At 44.2% G+C, this 24,305-nt stretch carries 23 protein-coding genes and 1 riboswitch; of the genes, 8 read left to right on the forward strand and 15 right to left on the reverse strand.

The window, feature by feature from the left end:
- Positions 1 to 41: 41 nt before the first annotated feature.
- A complete protein-coding gene (djlA, locus tag L4C32_RS03240) occupies positions 42 to 875 on the reverse strand; it encodes a co-chaperone DjlA (RefSeq protein WP_428195412.1) in 834 nt (277 codons plus the stop codon).
- A gap of 164 nt (positions 876 to 1,039) precedes the next feature.
- Here djlA and lptD point away from each other — a divergent pair, with 164 nt between their 5' ends.
- The 6 genes from lptD to apaH all read left to right on the forward strand — a co-directional run bounded on the left by lptD (position 1,040) and on the right by apaH (position 7,824).
- Positions 1,040 to 3,385, forward strand: coding sequence for an LPS assembly protein LptD (gene lptD / locus L4C32_RS03245; protein WP_428195413.1), 2,346 nt, complete (start codon positions 1,040 to 1,042; stop codon positions 3,383 to 3,385).
- 110 nt (positions 3,386 to 3,495) lie between these two features.
- Positions 3,496 to 4,812, forward strand: a complete 1,317-nt coding sequence (gene surA / locus L4C32_RS03250) for a peptidylprolyl isomerase SurA (protein ID WP_428195414.1) — start codon at positions 3,496 to 3,498, stop codon at positions 4,810 to 4,812.
- Positions 4,799 to 5,791, forward strand: coding sequence for a 4-hydroxythreonine-4-phosphate dehydrogenase PdxA (gene pdxA / locus L4C32_RS03255; RefSeq protein ID WP_428195415.1), 993 nt, complete (start codon positions 4,799 to 4,801; stop codon positions 5,789 to 5,791). Before surA ends, pdxA begins: the two co-directional genes overlap by 14 nt.
- Positions 5,788 to 6,597 carry a 16S rRNA (adenine(1518)-N(6)/adenine(1519)-N(6))-dimethyltransferase RsmA gene (gene rsmA, locus L4C32_RS03260; protein WP_428195416.1) on the forward strand — a complete coding sequence of 270 codons (810 nt, stop codon included), beginning with the start codon at positions 5,788 to 5,790 and terminating at the stop codon, positions 6,595 to 6,597. The genes pdxA and rsmA overlap by 4 nt, the downstream gene beginning before the upstream one ends.
- A 24-nt stretch (positions 6,598 to 6,621) precedes the next feature.
- Positions 6,622 to 7,002: a Co2+/Mg2+ efflux protein ApaG gene (apaG, locus tag L4C32_RS03265; protein WP_428195417.1), complete on the forward strand. Its 381-nt coding sequence runs from the start codon at positions 6,622 to 6,624 to the stop codon at positions 7,000 to 7,002.
- Positions 7,003 to 7,008: 6 nt separating this feature from the next.
- Positions 7,009 to 7,824: a bis(5'-nucleosyl)-tetraphosphatase (symmetrical) ApaH gene (gene apaH, locus L4C32_RS03270; protein WP_428195418.1), complete on the forward strand. Its 816-nt coding sequence runs from the start codon at positions 7,009 to 7,011 to the stop codon at positions 7,822 to 7,824.
- A gap of 17 nt (positions 7,825 to 7,841) precedes the next feature.
- Here apaH and folA read toward each other — a convergent pair whose 3' ends face one another.
- The 6 genes from folA to rplU form a co-directional block, all read right to left on the reverse strand.
- A complete protein-coding gene (gene folA / locus L4C32_RS03275) occupies positions 7,842 to 8,330 on the reverse strand; it encodes a type 3 dihydrofolate reductase (protein ID WP_428195419.1) in 489 nt (162 codons plus the stop codon).
- 35 nt (positions 8,331 to 8,365) lie between these two features.
- The gene (locus tag L4C32_RS03280) at positions 8,366 to 8,842 is read right to left on the reverse strand and encodes a threonine/serine exporter family protein (protein ID WP_428195420.1); all 477 of its coding nucleotides are present in this window, start codon (positions 8,840 to 8,842) and stop codon (positions 8,366 to 8,368) included.
- The gene (locus L4C32_RS03285; RefSeq protein ID WP_428195421.1) at positions 8,835 to 9,608 is read right to left on the reverse strand and encodes a threonine/serine exporter family protein; all 774 of its coding nucleotides are present in this window, start codon (positions 9,606 to 9,608) and stop codon (positions 8,835 to 8,837) included. The genes L4C32_RS03280 and L4C32_RS03285 overlap by 8 nt, the downstream gene beginning before the upstream one ends.
- A 140-nt stretch (positions 9,609 to 9,748) precedes the next feature.
- Positions 9,749 to 10,921: an Obg family GTPase CgtA gene (gene cgtA, locus L4C32_RS03290; protein WP_428195422.1), complete on the reverse strand. Its 1,173-nt coding sequence runs from the start codon at positions 10,919 to 10,921 to the stop codon at positions 9,749 to 9,751.
- A 218-nt stretch (positions 10,922 to 11,139) separates the two neighbouring features.
- On the reverse strand, positions 11,140 to 11,397 hold the full coding sequence (gene rpmA / locus L4C32_RS03295) for a 50S ribosomal protein L27 (RefSeq protein ID WP_428195423.1): 258 nt from the start codon (positions 11,395 to 11,397) through the stop codon (positions 11,140 to 11,142).
- A gap of 17 nt (positions 11,398 to 11,414) precedes the next feature.
- Complete coding sequence (gene rplU, locus L4C32_RS03300; protein WP_428195424.1) at positions 11,415 to 11,726, reverse strand: 50S ribosomal protein L21; 312 nt, start codon at positions 11,724 to 11,726, stop codon at positions 11,415 to 11,417.
- 268 nt (positions 11,727 to 11,994) lie between these two features.
- On the opposite strand from rplU, the gene ispB reads away from it, so the two are divergent.
- Complete coding sequence (ispB, locus tag L4C32_RS03305) at positions 11,995 to 12,966, forward strand: octaprenyl diphosphate synthase (RefSeq protein WP_428195490.1); 972 nt, start codon at positions 11,995 to 11,997, stop codon at positions 12,964 to 12,966.
- A gap of 97 nt (positions 12,967 to 13,063) precedes the next feature.
- On the opposite strand, the gene mdh is transcribed toward ispB, so the two are convergent.
- Complete coding sequence (gene mdh, locus L4C32_RS03310; RefSeq protein WP_428195425.1) at positions 13,064 to 13,996, reverse strand: malate dehydrogenase; 933 nt, start codon at positions 13,994 to 13,996, stop codon at positions 13,064 to 13,066.
- A gap of 325 nt (positions 13,997 to 14,321) precedes the next feature.
- Between mdh and argR the strand changes: the two genes are divergently transcribed.
- Positions 14,322 to 14,792, forward strand: coding sequence for a transcriptional regulator ArgR (gene argR, locus L4C32_RS03315; RefSeq protein WP_428195426.1), 471 nt, complete (start codon positions 14,322 to 14,324; stop codon positions 14,790 to 14,792).
- Positions 14,793 to 14,863: 71 nt separating this feature from the next.
- Here the strand turns inward: argR and rluA are convergent, their stop codons facing one another.
- The 7 genes from rluA to mpl all read right to left on the reverse strand — a co-directional run bounded on the left by rluA (position 14,864) and on the right by mpl (position 24,159).
- Entirely contained in the window at positions 14,864 to 15,601 is a 738-nt protein-coding gene (rluA, locus tag L4C32_RS03320) for a bifunctional tRNA pseudouridine(32) synthase/23S rRNA pseudouridine(746) synthase RluA (RefSeq protein ID WP_428195427.1), read from the reverse strand.
- Positions 15,602 to 15,624: 23 nt separating this feature from the next.
- On the reverse strand, positions 15,625 to 18,537 hold the full coding sequence (gene rapA / locus L4C32_RS03325; protein ID WP_428195428.1) for an RNA polymerase-associated protein RapA: 2,913 nt from the start codon (positions 18,535 to 18,537) through the stop codon (positions 15,625 to 15,627).
- 117 nt (positions 18,538 to 18,654) lie between these two features.
- On the reverse strand, positions 18,655 to 19,359 hold the full coding sequence (gene thiQ, locus L4C32_RS03330) for a thiamine ABC transporter ATP-binding protein (protein WP_428195429.1): 705 nt from the start codon (positions 19,357 to 19,359) through the stop codon (positions 18,655 to 18,657).
- Positions 19,352 to 20,956 (reverse strand): thiamine/thiamine pyrophosphate ABC transporter permease ThiP, encoded by a 1,605-nt coding sequence (gene thiP, locus L4C32_RS03335; RefSeq protein WP_428195491.1) that lies wholly within the window; start codon positions 20,954 to 20,956, stop codon positions 19,352 to 19,354. The genes thiQ and thiP overlap by 8 nt, the downstream gene beginning before the upstream one ends.
- 13 nt (positions 20,957 to 20,969) lie before the next feature.
- A complete protein-coding gene (thiB, locus tag L4C32_RS03340; RefSeq protein WP_428195492.1) occupies positions 20,970 to 21,923 on the reverse strand; it encodes a thiamine ABC transporter substrate binding subunit in 954 nt (317 codons plus the stop codon).
- Between the two features lie 91 nt (positions 21,924 to 22,014).
- Positions 22,015 to 22,120, reverse strand: a riboswitch (TPP riboswitch).
- Positions 22,121 to 22,155: 35 nt separating this feature from the next.
- The gene (locus tag L4C32_RS03345) at positions 22,156 to 22,791 is read right to left on the reverse strand and encodes a flavin prenyltransferase UbiX (RefSeq protein WP_428195493.1); all 636 of its coding nucleotides are present in this window, start codon (positions 22,789 to 22,791) and stop codon (positions 22,156 to 22,158) included.
- 12 nt (positions 22,792 to 22,803) lie between these two features.
- Positions 22,804 to 24,159: a UDP-N-acetylmuramate:L-alanyl-gamma-D-glutamyl-meso-diaminopimelate ligase gene (gene mpl, locus L4C32_RS03350; protein ID WP_428195430.1), complete on the reverse strand. Its 1,356-nt coding sequence runs from the start codon at positions 24,157 to 24,159 to the stop codon at positions 22,804 to 22,806.
- Between the last annotated feature and the right edge of the window lie 146 nt (positions 24,160 to 24,305).

Raw genomic sequence — 24,305 nt, forward strand, 5'->3', positions numbered from 1 at the left:
GCGGTGGATGTGAGTAGAGCGACACTCTACTCACATTGTGGTTATTTAAACCCTTTCACTTTTTTTATCAGATCATTGGCAGCTTGAATCTCTTGCGCTTTCTCTTTTGCCATCTCCATCATCTCTGGCGGCAACCCTTTTGCGACCAATTTATCCGGATGATGTTCATTCATCAATTTACGATAGGCGCGTTTTAATTCCTTGGCGTCAGCATCTTCACTAATGCCTAACAATTTATAGGCATCACTGAGTTGATTGGCTTGAGAAGCTTGTCCCCAGTCACCTTGAAAGTTTCCTTGGTGCGTGCCGCCACCCTGCTGAAAACGAAATGCAGCCTCTTGCATTTTCAATCTTTTCTCTAACTGAGCGGCAGAGAAACCCAGAGCGGCAGCAATAGTATGCAGTACTGCTCTCTCTTTTGGATGCACTTCACCATCCGCAAATGCGGCAGATATTTGTAACTCTAAAAAAAACTGCAGTAGATCACGACGGCCGCTGGCAGACTGACGCACTTTCTGCAAGGTTTCATCTAATGGGAATTCTGACTCTTTGCCCTCTCTAAACGCGTTTTGAGCCTCTTTTCGCTGTTCTCCATGAAGACTCATTCGATCCATCATGGTGCTCGCCAGCATGATCTCCTCTTGTGTTACTTGCCCTTTCGCTTTTGCTACATGGCCCATTACCGAGAAGGCGGCGTGAAAAAATTCGGATTGTCGTTCTGATTGCGACCCAGAATGTTGAAAGTTAAAGCCGCCTCTTGCTCTACTTTTTGCCTTATCAAATTGATGGCCGATAAAAAGACCAAATGCTGCACCGAGCATACCGCCAAATAACGAACCAAAAAAAACACCTAACAGTTTTCCAAAAATATGCATATTTTGCTCTCAAGCTATGAATTTTTTACCTTACTTCCTGTCTCAAAAAAGGTGTCGGCATGTGCAATTTCCTTTAAGATAGAGGATAATATGTTCAGGATACGTCCATATTTGTACTGAGTCTATCAGCACATCAAATATAACAAACAGGAAAGTTCAATTCGATGTCTTTTACTTCACGTTCTCTACTTGCAACCATGATTGGTATTTCTCTCACCTCCACAGCTGCGTTAGCCAACAACAGCGCCACCGAGAAAAATGCAAACCAAGACGATAAAAGCGCTTGTCAGCAACCAGAGAACTACTGTGCTACGCGTAAAGCAGAAAAAAAATCAGCCAGTCAAACAGACAGTAAACAACTTCCTGTCACCATCGAAGCGGACAGTGTTGAGTCAAGCAATAATAACCGAGCCACTTACCAAGGCAATGTCATCATCACTCAAGGGCCAAAAACCGTTGAGGCCGATAAAATCACCCTTCATCAACCTGAAAACATTGTTACCGCTGAAGGTAATGTGGTGTTTACGGATGCCGATATGATCACCACATCAGATAAAGTGATCACTAATTTAGACACCGAAGATAGCACCATGACCAATGCTCAATTTGAGTTACGTTGTGAAAACTCTCGTGGTGAAGCGGCTCACATATTTAAGAGCGGCAAGGCTATCTACAAGATGGAAGATGGATCTTTTACCACTTGCCCAATAGATGATAACAGCTGGCAGTTTAGTGCGACATCGATTGAATACGATGAGAGCGAAGAGTGGGCCCACTTTTATAATGCGAGATTTGAAGTACTCGACGTCCCCATTTTTTATACTCCCTATCTGACCGTTCCAGTGGGGGACACTCGAAAGACAGGTCTTTTAATTCCGAGTATAAAGTTAGACAGCAAAAATGGCTTAGAACTCTCCGTTCCTATCTACTGGAATCTTGCTGAAAACTATGATGCCACGACCACCATTAATTATATGGAAAAGCGTGGTACCCAATTTCTTGGGGAGTTCCGATACATGATTGATGCCGGACAAGGCAGTTTTGATCTGGAATATCTATCGGAAGATAAGGCCTTTCTTGAACAAGGGACTCGCTGGGCTAGTAACTGGTCGCACAGTGGCATTTACCAAGAGAGTTGGAAGTTCTCCGTTGATTACACTCAAGTCAGTGATATCGACTACTTTCGAGACCTTAACTCCAGCATAGGTAGCCGTGAAGATGGTCAGCTGCTGCAATCAGCAGAAGCCTCCTATCGTGTTCAAAACTGGGACACCACCGTTCGAATTCGTGACTTTCAGGTGTTAGATGATGCTACTAAACCCTACCGATTGATGCCACAAGTTGAATTTAACTACTACGCACCACAGTTTTTCAATGAACTTGATTTCAACCTGCTTAGTCATGTGAGCCGATTGGAAACCGACGATACCACTAAACCTTCTGCGACGCGTCTGCATATTGAACCAGCACTACGCCTCCCTTTTGCTGCCCCTGGGTGGTCGGTGACCTCAGAAGCGAAAATGATGTATACCTACTACCAACAAGAGTTTGATGACACCATTACCGAACTGAAAGAGTTAGAGGAAGAAGCGAATCGTTTTGTGCCTGAGTTTAAAACCAGTGGCACGCTCTATTTTGAAAGACCCACCTTTATTATCGATGATTACCTTCAAACGTTAGAGCCACAAATACAGTACCTTTATGTCCAAGATGTGGAGCAGGATGATATCTACAGTGGTTACGACTCCACTCTATTACAAACTGATTATTATGGGCTGTTTCGCAGCCGTAAATACAGTGGTGTCGATTATATTGCTCCAGCCAATCAGATCAGTGTTGGTGCCACCACTCGATTCTTAGATGACCAATACAGAGAGCGAATGAACATTGCCTTTGGCCAAATATACTACTTTGAAAAGTCATCAACCGATAACTCCACCGATTCAGACAAAAGTGCTTGGGCCATTGAAACTGACTTCAACTATGACGACTACCTGTTCTACCACGGTGGCTTGCAATATGACTCTAACCTAGAAGAGCTACAGCTGCTTAACAACACCATCGAATACCGTCATAATAAAGGCTATGTTCAACTTAACTACCGCTATGTAACTAAAGATTACATCAGCAAAACCGTTGCCTTTATTGATAGAGACAGCAATCAATATACTGAAGAGGGAATATCTCAAGCGGGTTTCTTGACCGCATTTGATGTCAACAAAAGCTGGTCGGTTAAAGGACAGTACTTTTATGACACCAATGAGGACATTACCATTGAGTCGTTGGCAGGTGTCACTTATCTCAGTGATTGTTGGTCATTTGGTCTTACTTACAGCTATCAACTCAGAGACTGGCCTAATGGGGTCGGAACCCCAACTCCGGGTCCAGAGTATGAGTCCAACATTGGTTTTACTGTTGGTATCCGTGGTTTAGGCAACAATACCGCTGTCGGCTCTAGTGACGGTGGCAATGCCCTTGGTTATGGCCGCCCCTTTTATTTAAATAACTAACGTAAGCTCTTTTAACAGAAAAATTGCCATAATAATGAGTTCGACGTTTAGCTGTGCTACAGTGCGCAGCCATTTACCTCTCATTTATGTGCGATGCCTTGGATGAAAATATGAAAAATTGGAAGTCTCCTCTATTTAGCGCACTACTGATGATAGTGAGCAGTTCGGTATCATCAGAGCCAGTAGAATTAGACAGTGTTGTTGCTGTGGTTAATGATGGTGTGGTACTAAAAAGCGATATTGATACGGCCATCAAAACCGTCAAGATCAATGCAGAACAAAAAGGTCAACCTTTACCAGAGATGTCCATATTGCGTGAGCAGGTGATGGAAAAACTGATCGTTGATACCATCCAAAACCAGCAGGCGACCCAAATGGGCATCAAAATTGATGATACTCGTTTAGCCACCGCTATCGATGAGATCGCCAAAAATAACAAGATCACCTTGGATCAACTAAGAGACAAAACTGAACAGCAAGGTCTCTCTTATGCTGATTTTCGTGAACAGATTCGTGGTGAAATTGCGGCAAGTGAAGCGAGAAATGCTCAAGTTCGCCGAAGAATCAGCATCTTACCGCAAGAAGTTGAGAGCTTAGCGTCAATTTTAGCTGAAGAGACACAAGCAACAGTACAGTACCAAATCGCTCACATTCAACTCCGTCCGCAGGATAGTGCCACCGCTGAAGAGAAAAAAGAGCTAGAGCAACAGGCCAATGAATTGGTGGAACGCCTTAAACAGGGTGCCGATTTCTCAACCATGGCTTATACCTACTCAAAAGGCCCTAAAGCCCTAAATGGTGGGGACTGGGGATGGATGAGAAAAGAGGAGATGCCAACCATTTTTGCCGATCAGATTGCCGGTCAAGGTAAGTCGAGTATAATTGGCCCCTTTATCAGTGGTGTAGGCTTTCACATCTTAAAAATTGAAGACGTTAAAGGGCTTGAAACCGTCGCGGTTACCGAAATCAATGCAAGACACATTCTGATCAAACCCACGGTGATTATGAGTGATGAAGGTGCTCAGAAACAGCTTTCTGAGTTTGTTGCCGATATTCAGTCTGGACAATACACCTTTGCAGAGCTAGCAAAACAGTACAGTCAAGATCCGGGATCCGCAGTGCAAAATGGAAGTTTAGGTTGGCAGACCTCCGATCTCTATGTCCCAGAGTTTAAACATCAAATTGAAACGCTAGCAATAGGTCAAATTAGTAAGCCATTTAAAACTGTTCATGGCTGGCATATTGTGGAAGTGGAAGGCAAACGAGAAGTCGACAGAACTGATGCTAGTCTTAAAAACAGAGCATACCGAATTTTAATGAATCGTAAATTTAATGAAGAAGCAGGCGCATGGCTGCAAGAGATCCGCGCCGCCGCTTACGTTGAAATTTTACCAGATAACGATAGCAGTACTAATGAAATCAATTAAACGAATCGCCATCACTCCAGGTGAACCGGCAGGTGTAGGCCCTGACTTAATCCTCTCTTTAGCTCAACAAGAGTGGCCGCATCAACTCGTCATCTTTGCTAATGCAGAAATGCTGCAACAACGTGCAACTCTGCTTGAGCTGCCGTTAGAGATTATTGAATATCAACCAAAAGGTGTTGCTCTACCACACAGAGCAGGAACACTTGTTGTTCATGATATTCCACTAAAAGCAGAAGTGATTCCAGGAGTCCTCAATGAGCTCAACGGCCATTACGTTCTAGAAACATTAGATTCTGCTGCTCAAGGTAATATGGATGGTGATTTTGATGCGGTGGTAACCGGTCCGGTCCATAAAGGCGTCATTAACCGAGCAGGAGTCGCTTTTAGTGGCCACACAGAGTTCTTTGCTGAGAAGTCAAACGCTCAACAAGTGGTCATGATGCTTGCTACCGAAGGGCTACGAGTCGCACTAGTGACCACTCACATCCCACTGGCTTATGTATCAAAAGCCATTACTCAAGATCGATTATCTCAAGTAATACGTATCTTAAATGATGATCTCAAGAGTAAATTCGGTATCAAAAAACCATCTATTTATGTATGTGGTCTAAACCCACACGCGGGTGAAGATGGCTGCCTTGGTCGCGAAGAGATTGAAACGATTGAACCCGCGTTAGAAAAATTAAGAGCAGAAGAGGGGATCAACCTTATTGGCCCTCTGCCTGCAGACACCGTATTTCAAGATAAATATTTAGACGATGCTGATGCAGTGTTAGCTATGTACCATGATCAAGGATTACCAGTACTTAAATTTAAAGGATTTGGTAATTCCGTGAATATTACATTAGGCTTACCCTTTATAAGAACATCCGTCGATCACGGCACCGCACTGGATTTAGCGGGCACAGGTAAAGCAGATACAGGTAGCTTTAAGACAGCGCTATCTCACGCAATTGAATTGGTAGAAAATAGACTATGAGCAACGATGTCCATCTAGGTCATAAAGCAAGAAAACGTTTCGGTCAAAACTTCTTAAATGACTCCTATGTCATTGATGGGATTGTCTCGGCAATTAACCCACTTCCAGGACAAAACCTGGTAGAGATTGGTCCAGGTTTAGGAGCAATCACAGAGCCTGTTGGTAAAATGGTCGATAAATTTTCGGTTATTGAGCTTGATAGAGACTTAGCTGAGCGTCTGCGTAACCACCCTGAATTAGGGCCAAAGCTGACTATCCACGAAGGCGATGCCATGCGCTTTGACTTTACTCAGCTGATAAAACCTAATAACAAATTACGTATTTTTGGTAATTTACCCTACAATATTTCTACGCCATTAATGTTCCACCTCTTTGAATTTCATGCTGATGTTCATGATATGCACTTCATGCTGCAAAAAGAGGTCGTAAATCGCTTATCTGCAAGACCAGGGTCAAAAGCGTATGGACGTTTGACGGTTATGGCACAATACTATTGTAAAGTGATGCCAGTATTAGAAGTACCACCTTCAGCATTTGTACCACCACCGAAAGTCGATTCTGCCGTGGTTCGTTTAACCCCATACGAAGTACTGCCTCATCCAGCAGACAGTTTGAAATGGTTAGAGAGAGTCTGTCGTGAAGGATTTAACCAACGACGCAAAACCGTTCGTAACTGCTACAAGGGTTTAATGGATAAAGAGCAACTTGAAGCGTTAGGAATTAACCCAAGTCATCGACCTGAAAATTTGACCCTTGAACAGTTTGTCGCAATGGCAAACTGGTTAAATGCCAATCACTCAGAGTAGATAGTCGATTAGTGAGGAGAGAAGATGAGTTTAGATAAACCCTTAGTTACCTGCCATGTTCTGCCTCACTATATGGCAGAGCAATCAGAGCCTGATAATGGTCGTTATGTTTTTTCATACACAGTCACCATTAAAAACTTAGGTCAGCAACAGGTTCAGTTATTGCGTCGATTTTGGCTGATCACTGACTCCAATCAAAAAGAGTTAGTGATTAACGGTGAAGGCGTTATTGGTGAACAGCCTGTCATCGCTTCCAAAAACGAGCACCGCTATACCAGTGCAACTGCCATTGAGACCCCACTCGGAACGATGCAAGGGCACTACACCATGATTGATCACCTTGGGGAAGAGTTCAACGTAGAGATTGAGCCGTTTTTACTCGCCATTCCGAACATAATAAATTAACTGATTGTGGCGACTTATCTTGTTGGTGACCTTCAAGGCTGTCTGGATGAGTTGATTCAGCTGCTTGATATGGTCCAATTTGATCGAGAGAGTGACCAACTCTGGATAACCGGAGATCTTGTTGCTCGTGGCCCAAAATCACTAGAAACACTTCGCTTTGTGAAAAACCTTGGTTCTTCTGCTGTCACCATTTTAGGCAACCATGACCTTCACCTGTTGGCGGTTTCACAAGGAATCTGCCCGATAAAAGATCAAGACAAAACCCGAGCTATTTTTGAAGCGGAAGACAGTGAAGCCTTACTGTTGTGGCTACGCCAGCAACCGCTACTCGCTCAGCACCCTAGTCACAATTTCATTATGTGTCATGCAGGGATCTCGCCGCAATGGGATCTAGCCACAGCAACCGAGTGTGCTCGTGAAGTGGAAAGTGTATTAAAAAGCAAGCAGTGGATATGGTTACTTGCTAATATGTACTGCAACACTCCGGATCAATGGCAGCCCGATCTGAATGGTATTGAACGTTATCGGTACATCATTAATGCCTTTACTCGTATGCGATTCTGTCACTTAGATGGCCGCTTAGACATGGCGTGTAAACTCCCTTTAGAGCAAGTGGATGAAAACAGTTTGATCCCATGGTTCTCATTTCGAGCGCGTACGCCGATTATCCCTACCATCATCTTTGGTCACTGGGCTGCATTGATGGGCTACCAAGATAAAAACGTCATTGGACTGGATACAGGGTGTGTTTGGGGCAACAAAATGACGATGTTAAGGTGGGAAGATAAGACGTGGTTTGAGTCGCTACCTAAACCGCAGTAGCAACTCCATTCTGATGCTTAATCGATCTCTCTTTCAAGTACCACAAACTTCATATCATGCGCATTTTTCTCATCCGAGCAATAGTGCTCTGAACTCAGCTCTCTCCACCCTTCTCCCCAATCAGGAAACAGCGTATCTCCCTTAACATCGAGATCAATATAGGTTAGATAGAGTCGGTCAGCACTCGCTAGACACGATTGATAAATACTTCCTCCACCAATGATCATTAACTCATCACACTCACCTGCCACACGCTTCGCTTCTTCAATACTGGTTACCGTGGTCACGCCCTTAATGTTCAACGTGCTATCACGACTGATCACGATATTAAGACGTCCCGGTAGTGGGCGGCCTATCGACTCGTAGGTTTTCCTACCCATCACTATCGGTTTGTTCATAGTGCATTTTTTAAACCAAACAAAGTCAGCAGGCAGGTGCCAAGGCATTTGGTTCTCTCTGCCTATGACTCGATGCTTTGCCATTGCAGCAATCATGCTGATTTTCATTGTCACTCCTAAATTCCATTAACTCTTTTTGAGGATTATACCACTGGTCTACGGCGGTAAAAAAGCAGACCTGGCATCGCTAAGCCAATCGCTAATGCCGCGATAATGAAGACCGTTTTAATCAGGTTTTCGATTAACATCACCCACAATTCAGGGCTATATCCGATCTGGTTAATTTCCACCACCGCGATCATTGCTTTAAAGGCAAACACACCGGGAACCATGGGAATTAATGCTGCAACGGTAAATACTTTTGGGTGGGCTAAAAATCGGTGAGACCAATGTACGCCAATCATACCGACCGTCGTCGCAGCGCACAGCGTCGACCACTCTATCGATACGCCATAGTGCATCAAGATAAATCGAGTACCATGCCCTATCGCACCGCCAATCGCACAGTATTTTAACGCTTTTACTGGGACATTAAATACCAGCGCAAAACCAACGGCAGGTACCATAGCAAATAGCATATCATTAACAACAGCGAGCAAAAAAATCAGAAAATCAGCCATTTATCCAGCCCCACACTCCTAAAAGATTCATAGCAGCAACAATTCCTAAACTGGTCGAAAGCGTCAGCAAAGAAGCCATGGTCCAACGTGCAATACCCATATTGATATAGCCCTTAACCATGTCTGCGATCGCGTTAATGAGGGGGAAACCAGGTACCAACATCAAAACGGATGAAGCCATGGCAAGAAAAGGTTGTTCACCAATCTGATAGACCACGGCTTGCCCGGATATCAATGTGGTGACAAATGCGGTAATTCCAAAATTAAGCAGCGGGTTAAAGTGACGATGACCAATCTCTTGCCGAACAATCATACCTATTGATGAGGCGAGAAATGTCATTATGAATACTGGCCAATCGCCACCTGCCAAATGACTAAAGCAGGCACATGATAAGCCTATCATCACCACAACTAACCATCGGTTATATCTTTCCGCGCTGACTTCATCGAGCTTTACTTGGATCTGAGAGAGATTGAGAAGCCCTTTTTCAGCTAAGATACATATACGTTGCGTCTCTGTTACTGCCCGCATATTAATGCCTCGGTCAGGACAACGTCGAGTCGTCGTCATACAGTGATCATCAACCATAGTGGTGATCACAATTGAGCTTGCTGATAGGGAAATGTGCACATCGCACACACCTGCAGCAATACCAATTCGGCGACTGATATCGGCAACTAAGGTACTTTCAGCACCATGTTGTAGCAATATCTGCCCCGATTTTGCTACTACCCTTGAAATAGCTCTCTGTTGATCTTCAGTCATTATCCAACCGGCTCCTTGCTGATCATCGTTACACTTGTTGTACAAACTAACACCCACAGTGTGAACACATTTCCAGCAGATTTATTGACCTATATAAAAAAAGTCGCAATTAATGCGACTTTTATAAGTATTGCTGAGGATTAGTCTCTTACGTAGATGACATGACCATCATCTTCGTCATCCCAATCATCCCAATCGTCATCATCTTCAGTCACCACATGTTTACCTGCGATGGCGTCTTTATGATAATCATCCCACTTAAAGTCCACTTTATCATCCGAAGCTTCTTCAACGATCTCTTCAGGGGCTAAGTTTTCCATAAAGTCTGAGAGTTTATAAGTCAGCTCTTTAGTTCCAATGCGATTAACTGCAGAAATTCTAAAGTGATCGCCTTCCCAAGCAAGGGCTTCAAGGATCTCAGTGATCTTCTCATCCGCTTCCTCTTCAGACATAAGATCCACTTTATTGAAGATCAACCATCTTGGTTTTGCTGATACTTTTTCACTGTACTGTTCAAGTTCAGCAATAATCGTCAGTGCATTTTGTATTGGATCGCTGCCATCAACAGGCTGCAGATCAACCATGTGTAATAACACACGACAACGCTCAAGATGCTTTAAGAATCGAATACCTAAACCAGCACCATCCGCAGCACCTTCAATCAGACCCGGTATATCAGCAACCACAAAGCTATTACCAGCACCAACACGAACCACACCTAAGCTAGGGATCAAGGTCGTAAATGGGTAATCTGCTACTTTCGGTTTAGCAGCAGAAACAGCACGAATAAAGGTTGATTTGCCCGCATTTGGCAGGCCTAACATACCAACATCCGCTAGGAGAAGTAACTCTAAGCGCAGTTCACGAACTTCACCTGGCGTACCAAGTGTCTTTTGACGTGGTGCACGGTTAACCGATGATTTAAAGCGTTGGTTGCCCAAGCCATGCCACCCACCTTTACCAACCATCAGCTTTTTGCCGTGCTCGGTAAGCTCACCAACGACTTCACCGGTTTCAAGGTCTGTCGCACGAGTCCCTACAGGAACTTTGATCACTTTGTCTTGACCGCGTTTACCCGTACAGTTGCCGCCACTACCATTGGTTCCACGTTCCGCTTTATGGAAACGCTCGAAACGATAGTCGACCAATGTGTTTAAATTATTATCGGCAAGTAAATAAACGTCACCGCCATCACCGCCATCGCCGCCGTCTGGGCCGCCCTTATCAACAAATTTTTCACGCCAGAAACTAACGACACCGCTGCCGCCATCTCCCGCTTCAATTTTTATTACCGCTTCATCAACGAATTTCATGTTTTTCTCCGCACTATCGCGTTGTGTGTCGATTGATAACTAGACACAAAATACTCTTACAGTAAGTTTAGGTCAGAATATAAAGCTGAGAAACTCAATTCGCTTCTATAGCAGTTATTGATCGAAACTAAGATCACTAGGATCTTTTTATTACTCGGCATCTATAAATAAAAAGCCCCGCCATATAGGCAGGGCTTTAGAATTCATCTTGAGGCTAATTACTCAGCTTCGATGCTTACAAACTTACGGTTTTTAGGACCTTTAACTTCGAACTTCACTTTACCTTCGGTAAGAGCGAATAGAGTGTGGTCTTTACCGCAACCTACGTTGTTTCCAGGGTGGAACTTAGTTCCACGCTGACGAACGATGATGTTACCTGCAAGTACAGATTCGCCACCGAAACGCTTAACACCTAGGCGTTTGCTTTCTGAATCACGGCCGTTATTAGTAGAACCGCCAGCTTTTTTATGTGCCATTTTATATGCTCCTTAAATTAAGCGCTGATGCCAGTAATTTTGACTTCAGTGAACCATTGACGATGGCCCATTTGCTTACGAGAATGCTTACGACGACGGAACTTAACGATTTTTACTTTATCGCCACGACCGTGCTTAACTACTTCAGCAGTAATTTTCGCGCCAGCAACTAAAGGTGCACCTACAGTGATTTCTTCACCGTTAGCAATCATAAGAACACTGTCAAAATCAACAGTTGCGCCAGTTTCAGCGTCTAGTTTTTCCAAGCGAAGAGTTTGACCTTCACTTACACGGTGTTGTTTACCACCACTTTGGAAAATAGCGTACATGTTTTACTCCGCTTTCTTCCGCACAGCCTAATGCCTCTTGGGACAAAATGGGTATGCGTTTATACTCATCAATAGGGCGTGGATTCTACGCGAATGATTTACTGCTGACAAGCCATAAAGTGAAGAAAAATGGCGAAAAGCTAAACAAATTTATTTGGGCCCCCTTTAGTCACACATAAATTGTATAGTCGAGGCTGTTTTGGTGTACTATTCGTTGAATAAATTAAATTCACTTGCCTGCTCAGGCCTTTTACTTGCTGGACCTATGATGGATTTTAAAACTATCCAAGCGCTTACTGCTGACGATATGAAAAAAGTAGACGAAACGATACTCGCTCAACTTAATTCTGACGTAGCATTAATCAATCAACTTGGTTTTTATATTATCAGTGGCGGCGGAAAACGCCTACGACCAATGCTCGCCGTTTTATCAGCAAAAGCGCTCGGATACCATGGTGAAAAGCATACCATGGCTGCAGCGTTCATTGAGTTCATCCACACCGCCACATTACTGCACGATGACGTTGTCGACGAGTCGGACATGCGACGTGGTAAAGAAACAGCCAACGCTGCATTTGGTAATGCTGCCAGTGTACTGGTTGGCGATTTTATCTATACCCGTTCATTTCAAATGATGACCAGTTTAGGATCCTTAAAGATCCTAGGTTTAATGAGTGACTCTGTTAATGTGATCGCTGAGGGCGAAGTTCAACAATTAATGAACTGCAATAACCCAGACACCACTGAAGAGAGCTACATGCAGGTCATCTACTCAAAAACCGCACGCCTGTTTGAAGCGGCAACGCAAATTGGCGCGATGTTAAATGACGCTTCACCTGAGATAGAAACCGCAATGCAAAATTACGGAAAATACTTAGGAACGGCATTTCAGCTTATTGATGATGTTATGGATTACGCCGCTGACGGTGAAGAGATGGGCAAAAACGTCGGCGATGATCTTGCTGAAGGAAAACCGACCTTGCCTCTATTACATGCAATGAAACATGGTAATCAACAACAAGCAGCCATGATCAGAGAAGCGATCGAGAATGGCAACGGTTTGGACCAGTTAACTCCAATCTTAGCCGCAATGGATCAAGTAGGATCCCTTGCTTATACCAGCCAAAAAGCGGAAGAAGAAGCAGACAAAGCAATCGCTGAATTAACGATTCTTCCAGAGTCTGAGTATAAAGAGGCGTTAAAGGCACTTGCTCATATGGCAGTACGTCGTAGCAGTTAATATCTGGCAGCTAGCTATAAGCTATGGCATCTACAGGATGAAAAAAGGAAGCGACCGAGTCGCTTCCTTYTTTATTAGATGACTTTTATTTAAATGGTTAGACGAAATCTTCGCCCAGCTTAATGTCCGCTTTTAGCGTATCTAACATGCTGTCTAAGGCTTGTTGCTCAAAATCACTCAACTTACCATAGCTCTGTACCTCTTCAACGCCCTCTTTACCCAATAAGATTGGTTGAGCAAAGAAACGAGCATGAGGATTATCACTCTCAACATAAGCACACTCTACAACGCCTTTTTCGCCTTGTAGTGCCTTAACTAAAGAGAGACCAAAACGACACGCCGCTTGACCCATAGAGAGCGTAGCAGAACCACCGCCTGCTTTAGCTTCTACTACTTCTGTACCTGCATTTTGAATACGAGGAGTCAAAGCAGTCACTTCTTCAGCAGTAAACTCAACACCTTCTACTTGAGAGAGAAGAGGAAGAATCGTCACACCTGAGTGACCACCAATAACCGGAACACTCACTTCACCGACCGCTCTGTTTTTTAGCTCAGCGACAAAAGTCTCAGAGCGGATAACATCCAGCGTCGTGATACCAAATAGTTTACGTTTATTGTACACACCGGCTTTTTTCAATACATCAGCAGCAATCGCTACTGTCGTATTTACAGGGTTAGTAATAATACCTATGCATGCATCTGGGCATGAGATAGCCACTTTCTCCGCTAAAGACTTCACAATCCCTGCATTGATATTAAACAGATCAGAACGATCCATACCTGGTTTACGAGCGACACCAGCAGAGATAAGGACCACATCAGCACCCTCTAGTGCTGGAGATGGATCTTCACCACAGTAACCTTTAATAGAAACTGGTGTTGGGATATGGCTCAGATCGACAGCAACGCCAGGAGTCACAGGTGCGATATCATACAAAGCAAGATCCGATCCCGCTGGCAAATTGTTTTTCAGTAGTAAGGCAAGAGCTTGCCCAATGCCACCAGCAGCTCCAATCACAGCAACTTTCATATTCGTTCTCCTTTACGCTCGAAGTTATATTCTCGAAATTTTATAAGATTCAGTATTCTCTAAAGTTATCGTAAGCATTACTGAATTTCAATCCAGAACCATCAGCTTTAGGAGCCTACGAGTTTGTATTCTATACGGGCTAACCGCATCACTCAATACACATACGACTAAAGAATATAACTTATTTTACATTTAACCTACATAGCGTTCATATAGTTAACACCGCTACATAGTGACTTGGACACCATTTCTATGACTTTGTTTGATGTTTTTTATCAATATATGCGAAAATATGAGTTCCTCCTCTCTCTTAGAAATAATTGATATGCGAAATACTGAAAAAAATGACCACTTGGTCAAAGCATTTAAGGCTATTCTGAAAGAAGAACGATTTGGCTCACAAGGCGAAATTGTTGATGCCCTTAAACACCAAGGCTTTGACAATATAAACCAATCAAAAATATCACGTATGTTGACCAAATATGGCGCGGTGAGAACTCGTAATGCCAAAATGGAAATGGTCTACTGCCTTCCAATTGAACTTGGGGTACCCACCACCACAAGTCCACTACGAGATTTAGTCATGGATATCGATCGCAACCAAGCGATTGTTGTTATTCATACTGGGCCTGGTGCCGCTCAGCTCATTGCGAGATTACTGGATTCATTAGGTAAATCTGAAGGGATTTTAGGGGTTGTTGCGGGTGATGATACTATCTTTATTACACCGACACTCAATGTCTCGACGGTAGAGTTATTTGATTCTGTTTGTGACTTATTTGATTACTCAGTATAAATGGCCACCCAAAATAGCTAAGGATGAGAGCCTACGTCTCATCCTTTTTTTTGCCCGCAATTTAATCAACACTACGAAGAGACAAGTAACTTATAATCTGGCAGTTCAACTGGCCGCTCAATGGCTGGTAATACATCGCCTCTCGCCTCAGGATAAAAATCACACGGAACAAAGAGATGAGTCAGTTGATTGCTGTGAGGGTGATAAAGACTTAACTCAGCAGAGTGTAGCTGTAGACGCTCTGAAAACGCTCTTGACGCTTCACAGGCATAAAACTCATCTCCAACAATAGGATGCCCTAGTGCCATCATATGTACCCGGAGTTGATGGGAGCGTCCTGTGACAGGCAGCAACCTCACCAACGTGGTTTGATCTTCGTAAGCAATCACTTCGTATCGAGTTTGAGACTGCTTGCCATGTTCATAACAGACTTTCTGCTTAGGCCTATTTGGCCAGTCACAAATCAGAGGAAGATCAATCTCCCCTTGCTGTTGCTCAACTCTTCCCCACACTCGAGCGTAGTAGACTTTGTGCGTCAATCGGTATTGAAACTGCTTTTTTATATGACGCTCTGCTTCTTTATGCAGAGCAAACACCATCAAGCCTGAAGTTGCCATATCCAAGCGATGCACCAGCTGCGCCTCTGGAAACTCAGCGATCACTCGAGACCAGACACTGTCATAGTGATCGGGGTGTTTACCAGGATTTGACAGCAACCCGGCAGGCTTATTGACCGTAAGAATATGCTCATCTTGATAAACAATCTCTAACCAAGGGTCAGTCGGTGGGTGATACTCAATAACAGACATATTAAAACTCAACAGTGGCGCGATTAATTATGACTAACAACAATCAAACGCAGTGAATCCAGTTGCACCTGCGCTTTATCAATGTAACTGGTCAAACTCTCAATCTGCTCTTCAATCTGCGTCAATTCATCTTCACGAATGTTTGGGTTAACCGCTTTCAAAGCCTGAAGACGCTGCAGTTCACTGTTTAAGGCTCCTTGCATGTCACCTTTCGCTGCTGCACGGACCGATGCAAGGTGATCAACCATTTTAGGTTCAGCAGCCTCAATCAAACGGTGTACATCTCCTTGTACCGAGTTCACTAATTTACTGCCTAGATGACGGTTCACTGGGCTAAGTTGACGATTAAAACCTTCAAATTCCACATTAGCGGAGAGATCATTACCTGAGCCATCCATCAGCATTCTGATTGGTGTTTTTGGCAAGAACCTTGCGATACCACTGCGCTTTGGTGCTTGTGCATCAACCACATAGATAAGCTCTAGCAGCAGAGTTCCCACAGGCAGTGCTTTGTTCTTTAATAGTGATACCGCACAGGTACCAACGCCTTCACTCAATAAGAGATCAATACCCCCTTGAATCATTGGGTGCTCCCAGCTGATAAAGTGCATATCCTCACGTGATAACGCCGTTTCGCGATCAAAGGTAATGGTACAGCCTTCTTCTGGCAGGCCTGGGTAACTGGAGACCATCATATGCTCAGAGGGAGTAATGATAATCGCATTTTCGCCATTATCATCTTGGTTTAATCCAACGGTATCAAACAGACTTAAGGCAAACGTGACCAGATTAGTATCACCATCCGCTGCGCTTATTTTCTCTACAATCTTTTGCGCTTTATCCCCACCATTTGAGTGCATCTCCAACAAACGGTCTCGACCCTGCTCCATTTGAGTTTTTAACCCCTGATTCATTGCAGCAGACTCTTCAATCACCGCGTCAAGATCATCAGAGTTTCCAGAAGCCAACATTTCGATAATACGATCAGAGAACTGTTCATACACCGCACGGCCAGTTGGACAGGTCTCAGAAAAAGCATTCAGTCCTTCGTTAAACCAGCGAGCCAGTAGCTGCTGAGAAGAGGTGGTTAAATATGGCACGTAGATATCGATATCGTTAGATTGACCGATGCGATCAAGACGTCCAATACGTTGCTCTAACAGATCTGGGTTAAACGGCAAATCAAACATGACTAAGTGACTAGCAAACTGGAAATTTCGACCTTCTGAGCCAATCTCTGAACAGATCAGTACCTGAGCACCCGCTTCATCTTGCGCAAAATAGGCTGCCGCTTTATCACGCTCTAGAATGGACATCCCTTCATGAAAAACTGACGCGCGAATGCCTTCACGCTCACGTAGCGCTTGTTCAAGTTGCAGTGCCGTTGAGGCTCGAGAGGCGATAACCAAAATCTTTTTATTGCGCTTCTCTTTTAACAGTTCAAGCAACCAGTTCACTCGTGGGTCAAACTGCCACCATGAGCTACCTTCACCTTCAAACTCTTGAAATATCTCTTCTGGATAGAGGTTTTTCACCGCTTTCTCTTCTGCGCTTAGTTGACCACCCATCATATTGGCGACACGCATAGAGGTAACATATTGAGCGGGAGTTTCCATTGGCAGTAGGTGTAGATTACGCTGCGGGAATCCTTTAATGGCTGAACGTGTATTTCTAAACAAAATTCGGCCAGTACCGTGCCTATCCATTAAGTTATCAATCAACTCTTGTCTGGCTTCAGCGCGCTGCTCATCATCAACATCTGATGACTCAATCACTCTCAGCAGTGGCTCAACATCCTGCTCTGACAACAGTTCGGTGATGCTATTTTTGGCCTCATTGTAAAGAGGATCCCCCGAAAATAAGGTCGCAACAGCATCAGCCACAGGTTCGTACTGGCGCTCCTCTTCAACAAACGCACGATAATCATAAAAGCGGTCGGGATCCAATAGACGCAGACGAGCAAAGTGACTCTCATGACCCAACTGCTCTGGTGTTGCTGTTAATAGTAGAACACCCGCAGTCTGTTCAGCGATCGCTTCTACCACTTGATACTCTCGGCTTGGCTTGTCTTGGCTCCATTCAAGGTGATGCGCCTCATCAACAATCAATAGATCCCATTCGGCATCCAGTACCTGCTGAAAGCGTCGCTTACTTCGGCGAACAAAATCCAGTGAACATAGAACAAACTGTGCGGTTTCAAATGGGTTCTCTGCATCGGCATACGCTTCAACGCAGCGCTCTTCATCAAAAATGGAGAAGTGCAAATTAAAACGGCGCATCATCTCAACCAACCACTGATGCTGAAGCGTCTCTGGAACCAAGATAAGGACACGCTCCGCTCGGCCGGACAACACTTGCTGATGAAGGATCATGCCCGCTTCAATGGTTTTGCCTAACCCCACTTCATCGGCCAGTAGCACTCGAGGTGCATAACGACGCCCCACTTCGTGAGCAATAAATAGCTGATGAGGAATTAAACCTGCACGCATCCCACATAAGCCTCGCATTGGGCTCTTATGCTGTGCAAATTGATTATTTAATGCGTTATAGCGCAGCGTAAATCGATCCATACGATCAATCTGCCCTGCAAACAACTTATCTTGTGGTTTATTGAATCGAATCTGATGACTCAACATGATCTCACGCAATACCACACCAGTCTCTTCGGTGTCAGAACGTGTCCCTACATAGATAAGTGTGCCAGCGTCTTCTCGAACCTCTTCAACGTTAAGGCTCCACCCCTCATAGCTCTCAACGTTATCACCAACATTGAACATAACTCGTGTCACAGGCGCATCGCTTTTTGCGTATAAACGATTCTCTTCAGAAGCGGAAAACATAATCGTTACGGTACGAACGTCTACTGAAACGACCGTTCCCAATCCTAAATCACTTTCTGTATCACTGATCCAACGTTGTCCGAGAGCAAATGGCATTATGGTAATAGACCTTAAATTAAGAGGATAAAATGGGCGATGATTCTACGTTAAGATGGTAACAAGATCACTAGTAATTATACTATCAACTGCAAATTTTGAACGACCAAAAGTAAACTATTGACCCGACTTTACAAATTGACCCAAACTGAGCAGAGGATGTTCAGCAGTCAGCTTCCCAATCGAGTCAAAACTGGCAATTGCTCCCTGCTCAATAAAGGCATAATGGGAAGCAATATTGAGGGCATCTGAAATGTGATGAGTCACCATTAATACGGTCACTTGATTCATCGCGGCCAGCTGTTTAACGGTCAATAACATCTCCTCCCTCAACACAGGATCGAGAGCAGAAAATGGTTCATCAAGCAGCAGTAGAGCACGCTCTTGGGCAAAACAACGTGCTAGGGCCACTCGCTGTTTCTGGCCACCTGATAATTGCTCTGGTAAGCGGAACAATAACGCATCTACCCCAACCTGTTTTGCCACTTCGATGACTTTCTTTTGTTGCTGCACACTCAGTTTCAAACTGGGTTCTAACCCTAAACCTATGTTATCGGCCACGCTAAGATGCGCAAAAAGGTTATGCTCTTGAAATAACATAGAGAGTGGGCGTTGATGAGGAGCAAGGCCGTTAACTCGTGCTCCTTCTACAAAAATATCGCCAACAGCCGGATCAATGAAACCCGCTGCTAAGTGCAATAAGGTGCTTTTACCTGCCCCACTGGCTCCTAACACGGCAACAACACTTCCTGCTTCAATATCCAGTTCAAAATTGAATCTCTCTTGCTGGTATTGATATTGAACGTTGGAGAAGTTAATCATTGTGTGTCCCTTTTTTATTCACCATAAATACCCTTTCAAGCACCACAAATACCCCAACACTGAATAGTAATAGAAACAGTGACACTACCGCAGCAGCATCCATCTGATAACTGCCAAGCAGTTGAAACAGATAGAGAGGTAGCGTATTAAAATCTTGACTTCCAAACAGTGATATCGCGCTGATGTCCCCCATCGACAATACAAAGCTAATCGCAAAGGCATGAATAATTGGCGCCTTTAATGCTCGCCACTCAATCAGACAAAAACGGTGAAAACCCAATATACCTAAGCTGGCACACAAGGTGTCATATTGTTGAGCGATATGCAGCATGGGTTGCGCTAAGGTTTTTATCACATAAGGTAGTGCCATCAACGCATTGACTGCGATGACGATGACTATCGCTAAACGAAATACATCCGTAACATCTCGAAGCAACAAAAATATCCCGGTACTTATTACCAGCCCTGGTGTTACCAGAATAATAGTGCCAATTAACTCCAACTTATCTGAACGAAAATTCATCCCAGCCAAGCGCCATACTCGGCTGGCTATCAAAATAAACAAACCTGCAATAAGAGATAACGTTGCGGCAAACGTCGCTACCAATAGAGAGCTTTTAATGGCACTCCAAAAGTTCGAACTACTAACGACATCAAAAAATCGCTCATTCACACCGTATGCAACCACCGACATCAGCGGGGGAATAACCAATAGAACCACCAGTACTATCCAACTGATATCCCAATATTTAGCGAGTTTTGAATCACCATACAACCGCTGAACATGACCTCGACTTCCACTAGCAATCGGAACAGGACGAGAGATCCTCTGTATGGCCATAGCCAGTAGGCCGCACAATAACATCTGCCACAATGCCAGCAGTGCACCTGCTTGTAGGTCAAAATCAAACTTAATCGCCTGATAGATAGCCAGCTCAATCGTGGTGGACTTTGGCCCCCCCCCCAGTGCCATTACCGTGGCAAAACTGGTAAAGCAGAGCATAAAGACCAAACCAGCCACATGGGGCAGCTGCTGACGAAGCATCGGCCACTCAACCAATTTAAATTTATTCCAGTGATTAATTCCTAAATGAGCCGCCAGTTTATGTTGCTCCGCTGGAATAGAGTCGAGAGATTGCAATAACAAACGGGTAGCAAATGGAAGATTAAAGAAGACATGAGCCAATAAAATGCCATTAAGGCCGTAGATAGAAAAAGGTAATTTTTGCTCAAACACCGCCAACAGCTGTGAAAGTAAACCGCTGTTACCATAAATTGAGAGCAGACCAAACACCCCGACCAAGACAGGGAGTACCAGAGTAGTGGCAAACAGTTTAAGAAGCAGTGCTTTACCTGGGAAGGTGCGACGTGACAGAGCATGAGAAACGGGAATAGCGAGGCCAACACTCAATAAGGTAGATAAAAAGGATTGGTAAAAACTGAAAGTAGTGACGTGTCGATAGTAGGGATCAAACCAGATGGCACTGAGATCTAAAGTTGGAGATTGCAACAGCAACGCCGTAATGGCAGAGCCTACAAAAACAAAAATAAACCCGGCAATCGCTATGCCGGGCATCTGTTTTTTATCGATAGACATCAATAGAACAACATTAGAAGCTGACTGAGTGCTGCCACTCACGAATCCAAGTTTTACGATTCTCAGCAATTTCATCTGAGTTAAATGTCAGTGATTTTGACGGGATAGTAAGTTGCTCAAACCCTTCTGGTAGCTCAACCTCTGTCACTGGGTACATCCAATTCCCAGTAGGCATGACCTCTTGGAACTCATCACTTAAGATAAAGGCCATAAATTGATCCGCTAACGTCTGATTTTTGCTACTTTTCACTTTAGCCGCAACTTCTACTTGCGTGTAGTGACCTTCAGCAAAATCCGCTGATACATATTGGTTTTTCTGCTCCGCAATAATGTGATAAGCCGGCGAGGTGGTGTAAGAGAGCACCATATCCGCTTCACCTTTTAAGAACATATTATAAGCTTCAGACCAACCTTTAGTTACAGTGACCGTTTTTTCCGCCAGCTGTTTCCATGCACCAGTCACATCGTCACCATAGACAGACTTCATCCACAGCATCAAACCTTGTCCTGGAGTAGAAGTGCGAGGATCTTGGTAGATCACTTTAATATCATCGCGCTGTTCAACTAACTCTTTCAAGCTCTTAGGTGGGTTCTTTAAGCTCTCTTTGTTGTAAACAAAAGAGAAGTAGCCGTAATCAAATGGAACAAATGTTGTATCTGACCAACCGTTTGGCAAAGTAACGCTGCTGGTATCGACACTATGCTGAGTCAATAACCCGGTCTTCTTCGCTTCTGCAATCAAATTATTGTCTAAACCTAGCACGATATCGGCTTTGCTGTTTTTACCCTCTAAACGCAAGCGATTTAAAATGGTAACGCCATCATCAAGAGCAACAAACTCAAGATCACAACCACACTTCTGCTCAAACGCTTTTTCAACTTTTGGGCCAGGTCCCCAATCAGAGGCAAATGAGTCATATGTATAAACGGTTAATGTATCTGCGGCCGAAGCGGACATCGATGTCATGGCAGCTAACGTTACAAGAGGAAGAATTTTTTTCACTATGCACTCCATATATAGCGTGGATGGCATAGAAATGAGGAGAGTATCGACATACGATAACTGAGCGCTCAATTCCTACGCCAGTATTATCTGGTTCAGGTATACGGGTCCTGTATCTACAATCTCAGCCTAATTCACATTAAGCTCCCCGTTGAGAAGCCTCATTGTATAGAAAAATGAGGCAATGCCAAATCAATTATCGCTGGTCATATCCCCAACGAGGAACCAAGCCTTGGTTAATACCGAGATGGTCCAGCACTCTGGCTACCATAAAATCGACTAAATCATCAATGGATTTCGGATTATGATAAAAACCCGGAGCCGCTGGCATAATTGTCACCCCCATTGTAGAGAGCTTATGCATATTCTCTAAATGCAGAGTAGAGAATGGCGTTTCCCGAACCATTAAGATCAGCTGACCACGCTCTTTAAGCACCACATCTGCGGCGCGCTCAATTAAGTTATCAGACATGCCATGAGCAATCGACGCCAATGTTCCGGCAGAACAAGGACAAACCACCATCTGTTTTGGTGCCGCGGAGCCCGAAGCGACAGGAGAGAACCACTCCTCTTTACCGCACACTACTAATCGCTCAGGCGGGCAATGTAAGTGTTCAACCAACGCCTTTTTGATTCCTGCAGGACTGGCTGGAAGTTTTAAGTGATGTTCAGTGGCCATCACAACTCGCGCTGCCGAAGAGATCAATACATAGACTTGATAACCTGATGCCAACAGACACTCTAATAACCTCAAGCCGTAGGGGGCACCCGACGCTCCGGTCATGGCTAACGTGATCGATTTACTCTCAAAATCTACTTTCACATCATTCATCATTACTACTCCCTACTTGGCCTGTAACTTGGTTAGTAATTTGTCGTGAATACCTTCAAAGCCGCCGTTGCTCATCACTAAGATTTGATCCCCAGGATTCGCCTCAGCGACTATCGCATCAACAAAATGTTCAATATCGTCTGAAATCATTGCAGGTTGACGACACTGTTCAGCAACGTCCTGCAATGACCAGTCGATATTAGCAGGCTGATAAAGGTAGACCGAGTCAGCCAGAGCTAAAGAGCTGGCGAGCGTATCCTTATGAACCCCAAGTTTCATGGTGCTTGAACGAGGCTCAAGCACCGCAATGATCTTCTTCTGACCCACTTTATTACGCAGGCCATCTAATGTGAGACCAATTGCGGTTGGGTGGTGAGCAAAATCATCATAGACAGTAATCTCGTTAACCGTGCCTTTTAACTCTAAACGGCGCTTGGTATTAATGAATTTCCCTAGGGCTTCACAAGCAAGATCGATAGTCACACCAACGTGCCTTGCCGCTGCAATCGCCATCAACCCATTTTGAACATTATGATCACCGACTAAATCCCAATCTACGCTGCCGGATATTTCCCCCTCAAAGATGACATCAAATCGTGAACCATCAGATTTATGCTTCTCCACCTGCCACACACCATCGGCGCCAGTAAACTCCAATTCACTCCAGCACCCTTGATTAATCACCTCGGCCAGTACCGGATCAGATTTTGGTGCAAAAATACGACCATTACCCGGTACTGTCCTCACCAAGTGATGAAACTGCTTTTGAATCGCGGCAAGATTGTCAAAAATGTCGGCATGATCAAACTCTAGATTATTCATCACCAACGTTCTTGGGTGGTAATGGACGAACTTGGAACGTTTATCGAAAAAAGCGCTGTCATATTCATCGGCTTCCACAACAAAGAACATACTGTCGCCCAAACGGGCTGAAACCCCGAAGTTTCCTAGCACTCCGCCGACTAGAAAGCCCGGAGAATAGCCGCAATCTTCAAGAATCCAAGACAACATACTCGACGTGGTAGTTTTACCGTGGGTGCCTGAAACAGCCAGAACCCAACGGTCGTGCAATAAAAATTCTTGCAGCCACTGCGGACCAGAAGTGTATTTGAGGTTGTGATTCAATACATATTCAACACATGGATTACCGCGACTCATTGCATTACCAATGACCACGAGGTCCGGTGCAGGATTCAGCTGTTCAGGATTGAACCCTTCAATAATTTCAATACCTTGCGACTCTAAAAGAGTGCTCATCGGGGGGTAAACATTAGCATCACAGCCGGTGACTTTATGCCCTAGTTGCCTAGCTAAAACGGCCGCTCCGCCCATAAAGGTGCCACAGATGCCCAAAATATGAATATGCATAATCATTGCTCAAAGAAGATAAGTAACGCCATTTTGAGTTACTTCAATACGAATAAAAAGATCTTTGCTATACAATTAGATACAGCTAACAAGATTTATTAAAAATAAAACACGGTTCTTAACACGTATTGTACCTGAGCCTAATT

Source organism: Aliivibrio kagoshimensis (assembly GCF_050337105.1).
Classification (GTDB): domain Bacteria; phylum Pseudomonadota; class Gammaproteobacteria; order Enterobacterales; family Vibrionaceae; genus Aliivibrio_A; species Aliivibrio_A kagoshimensis.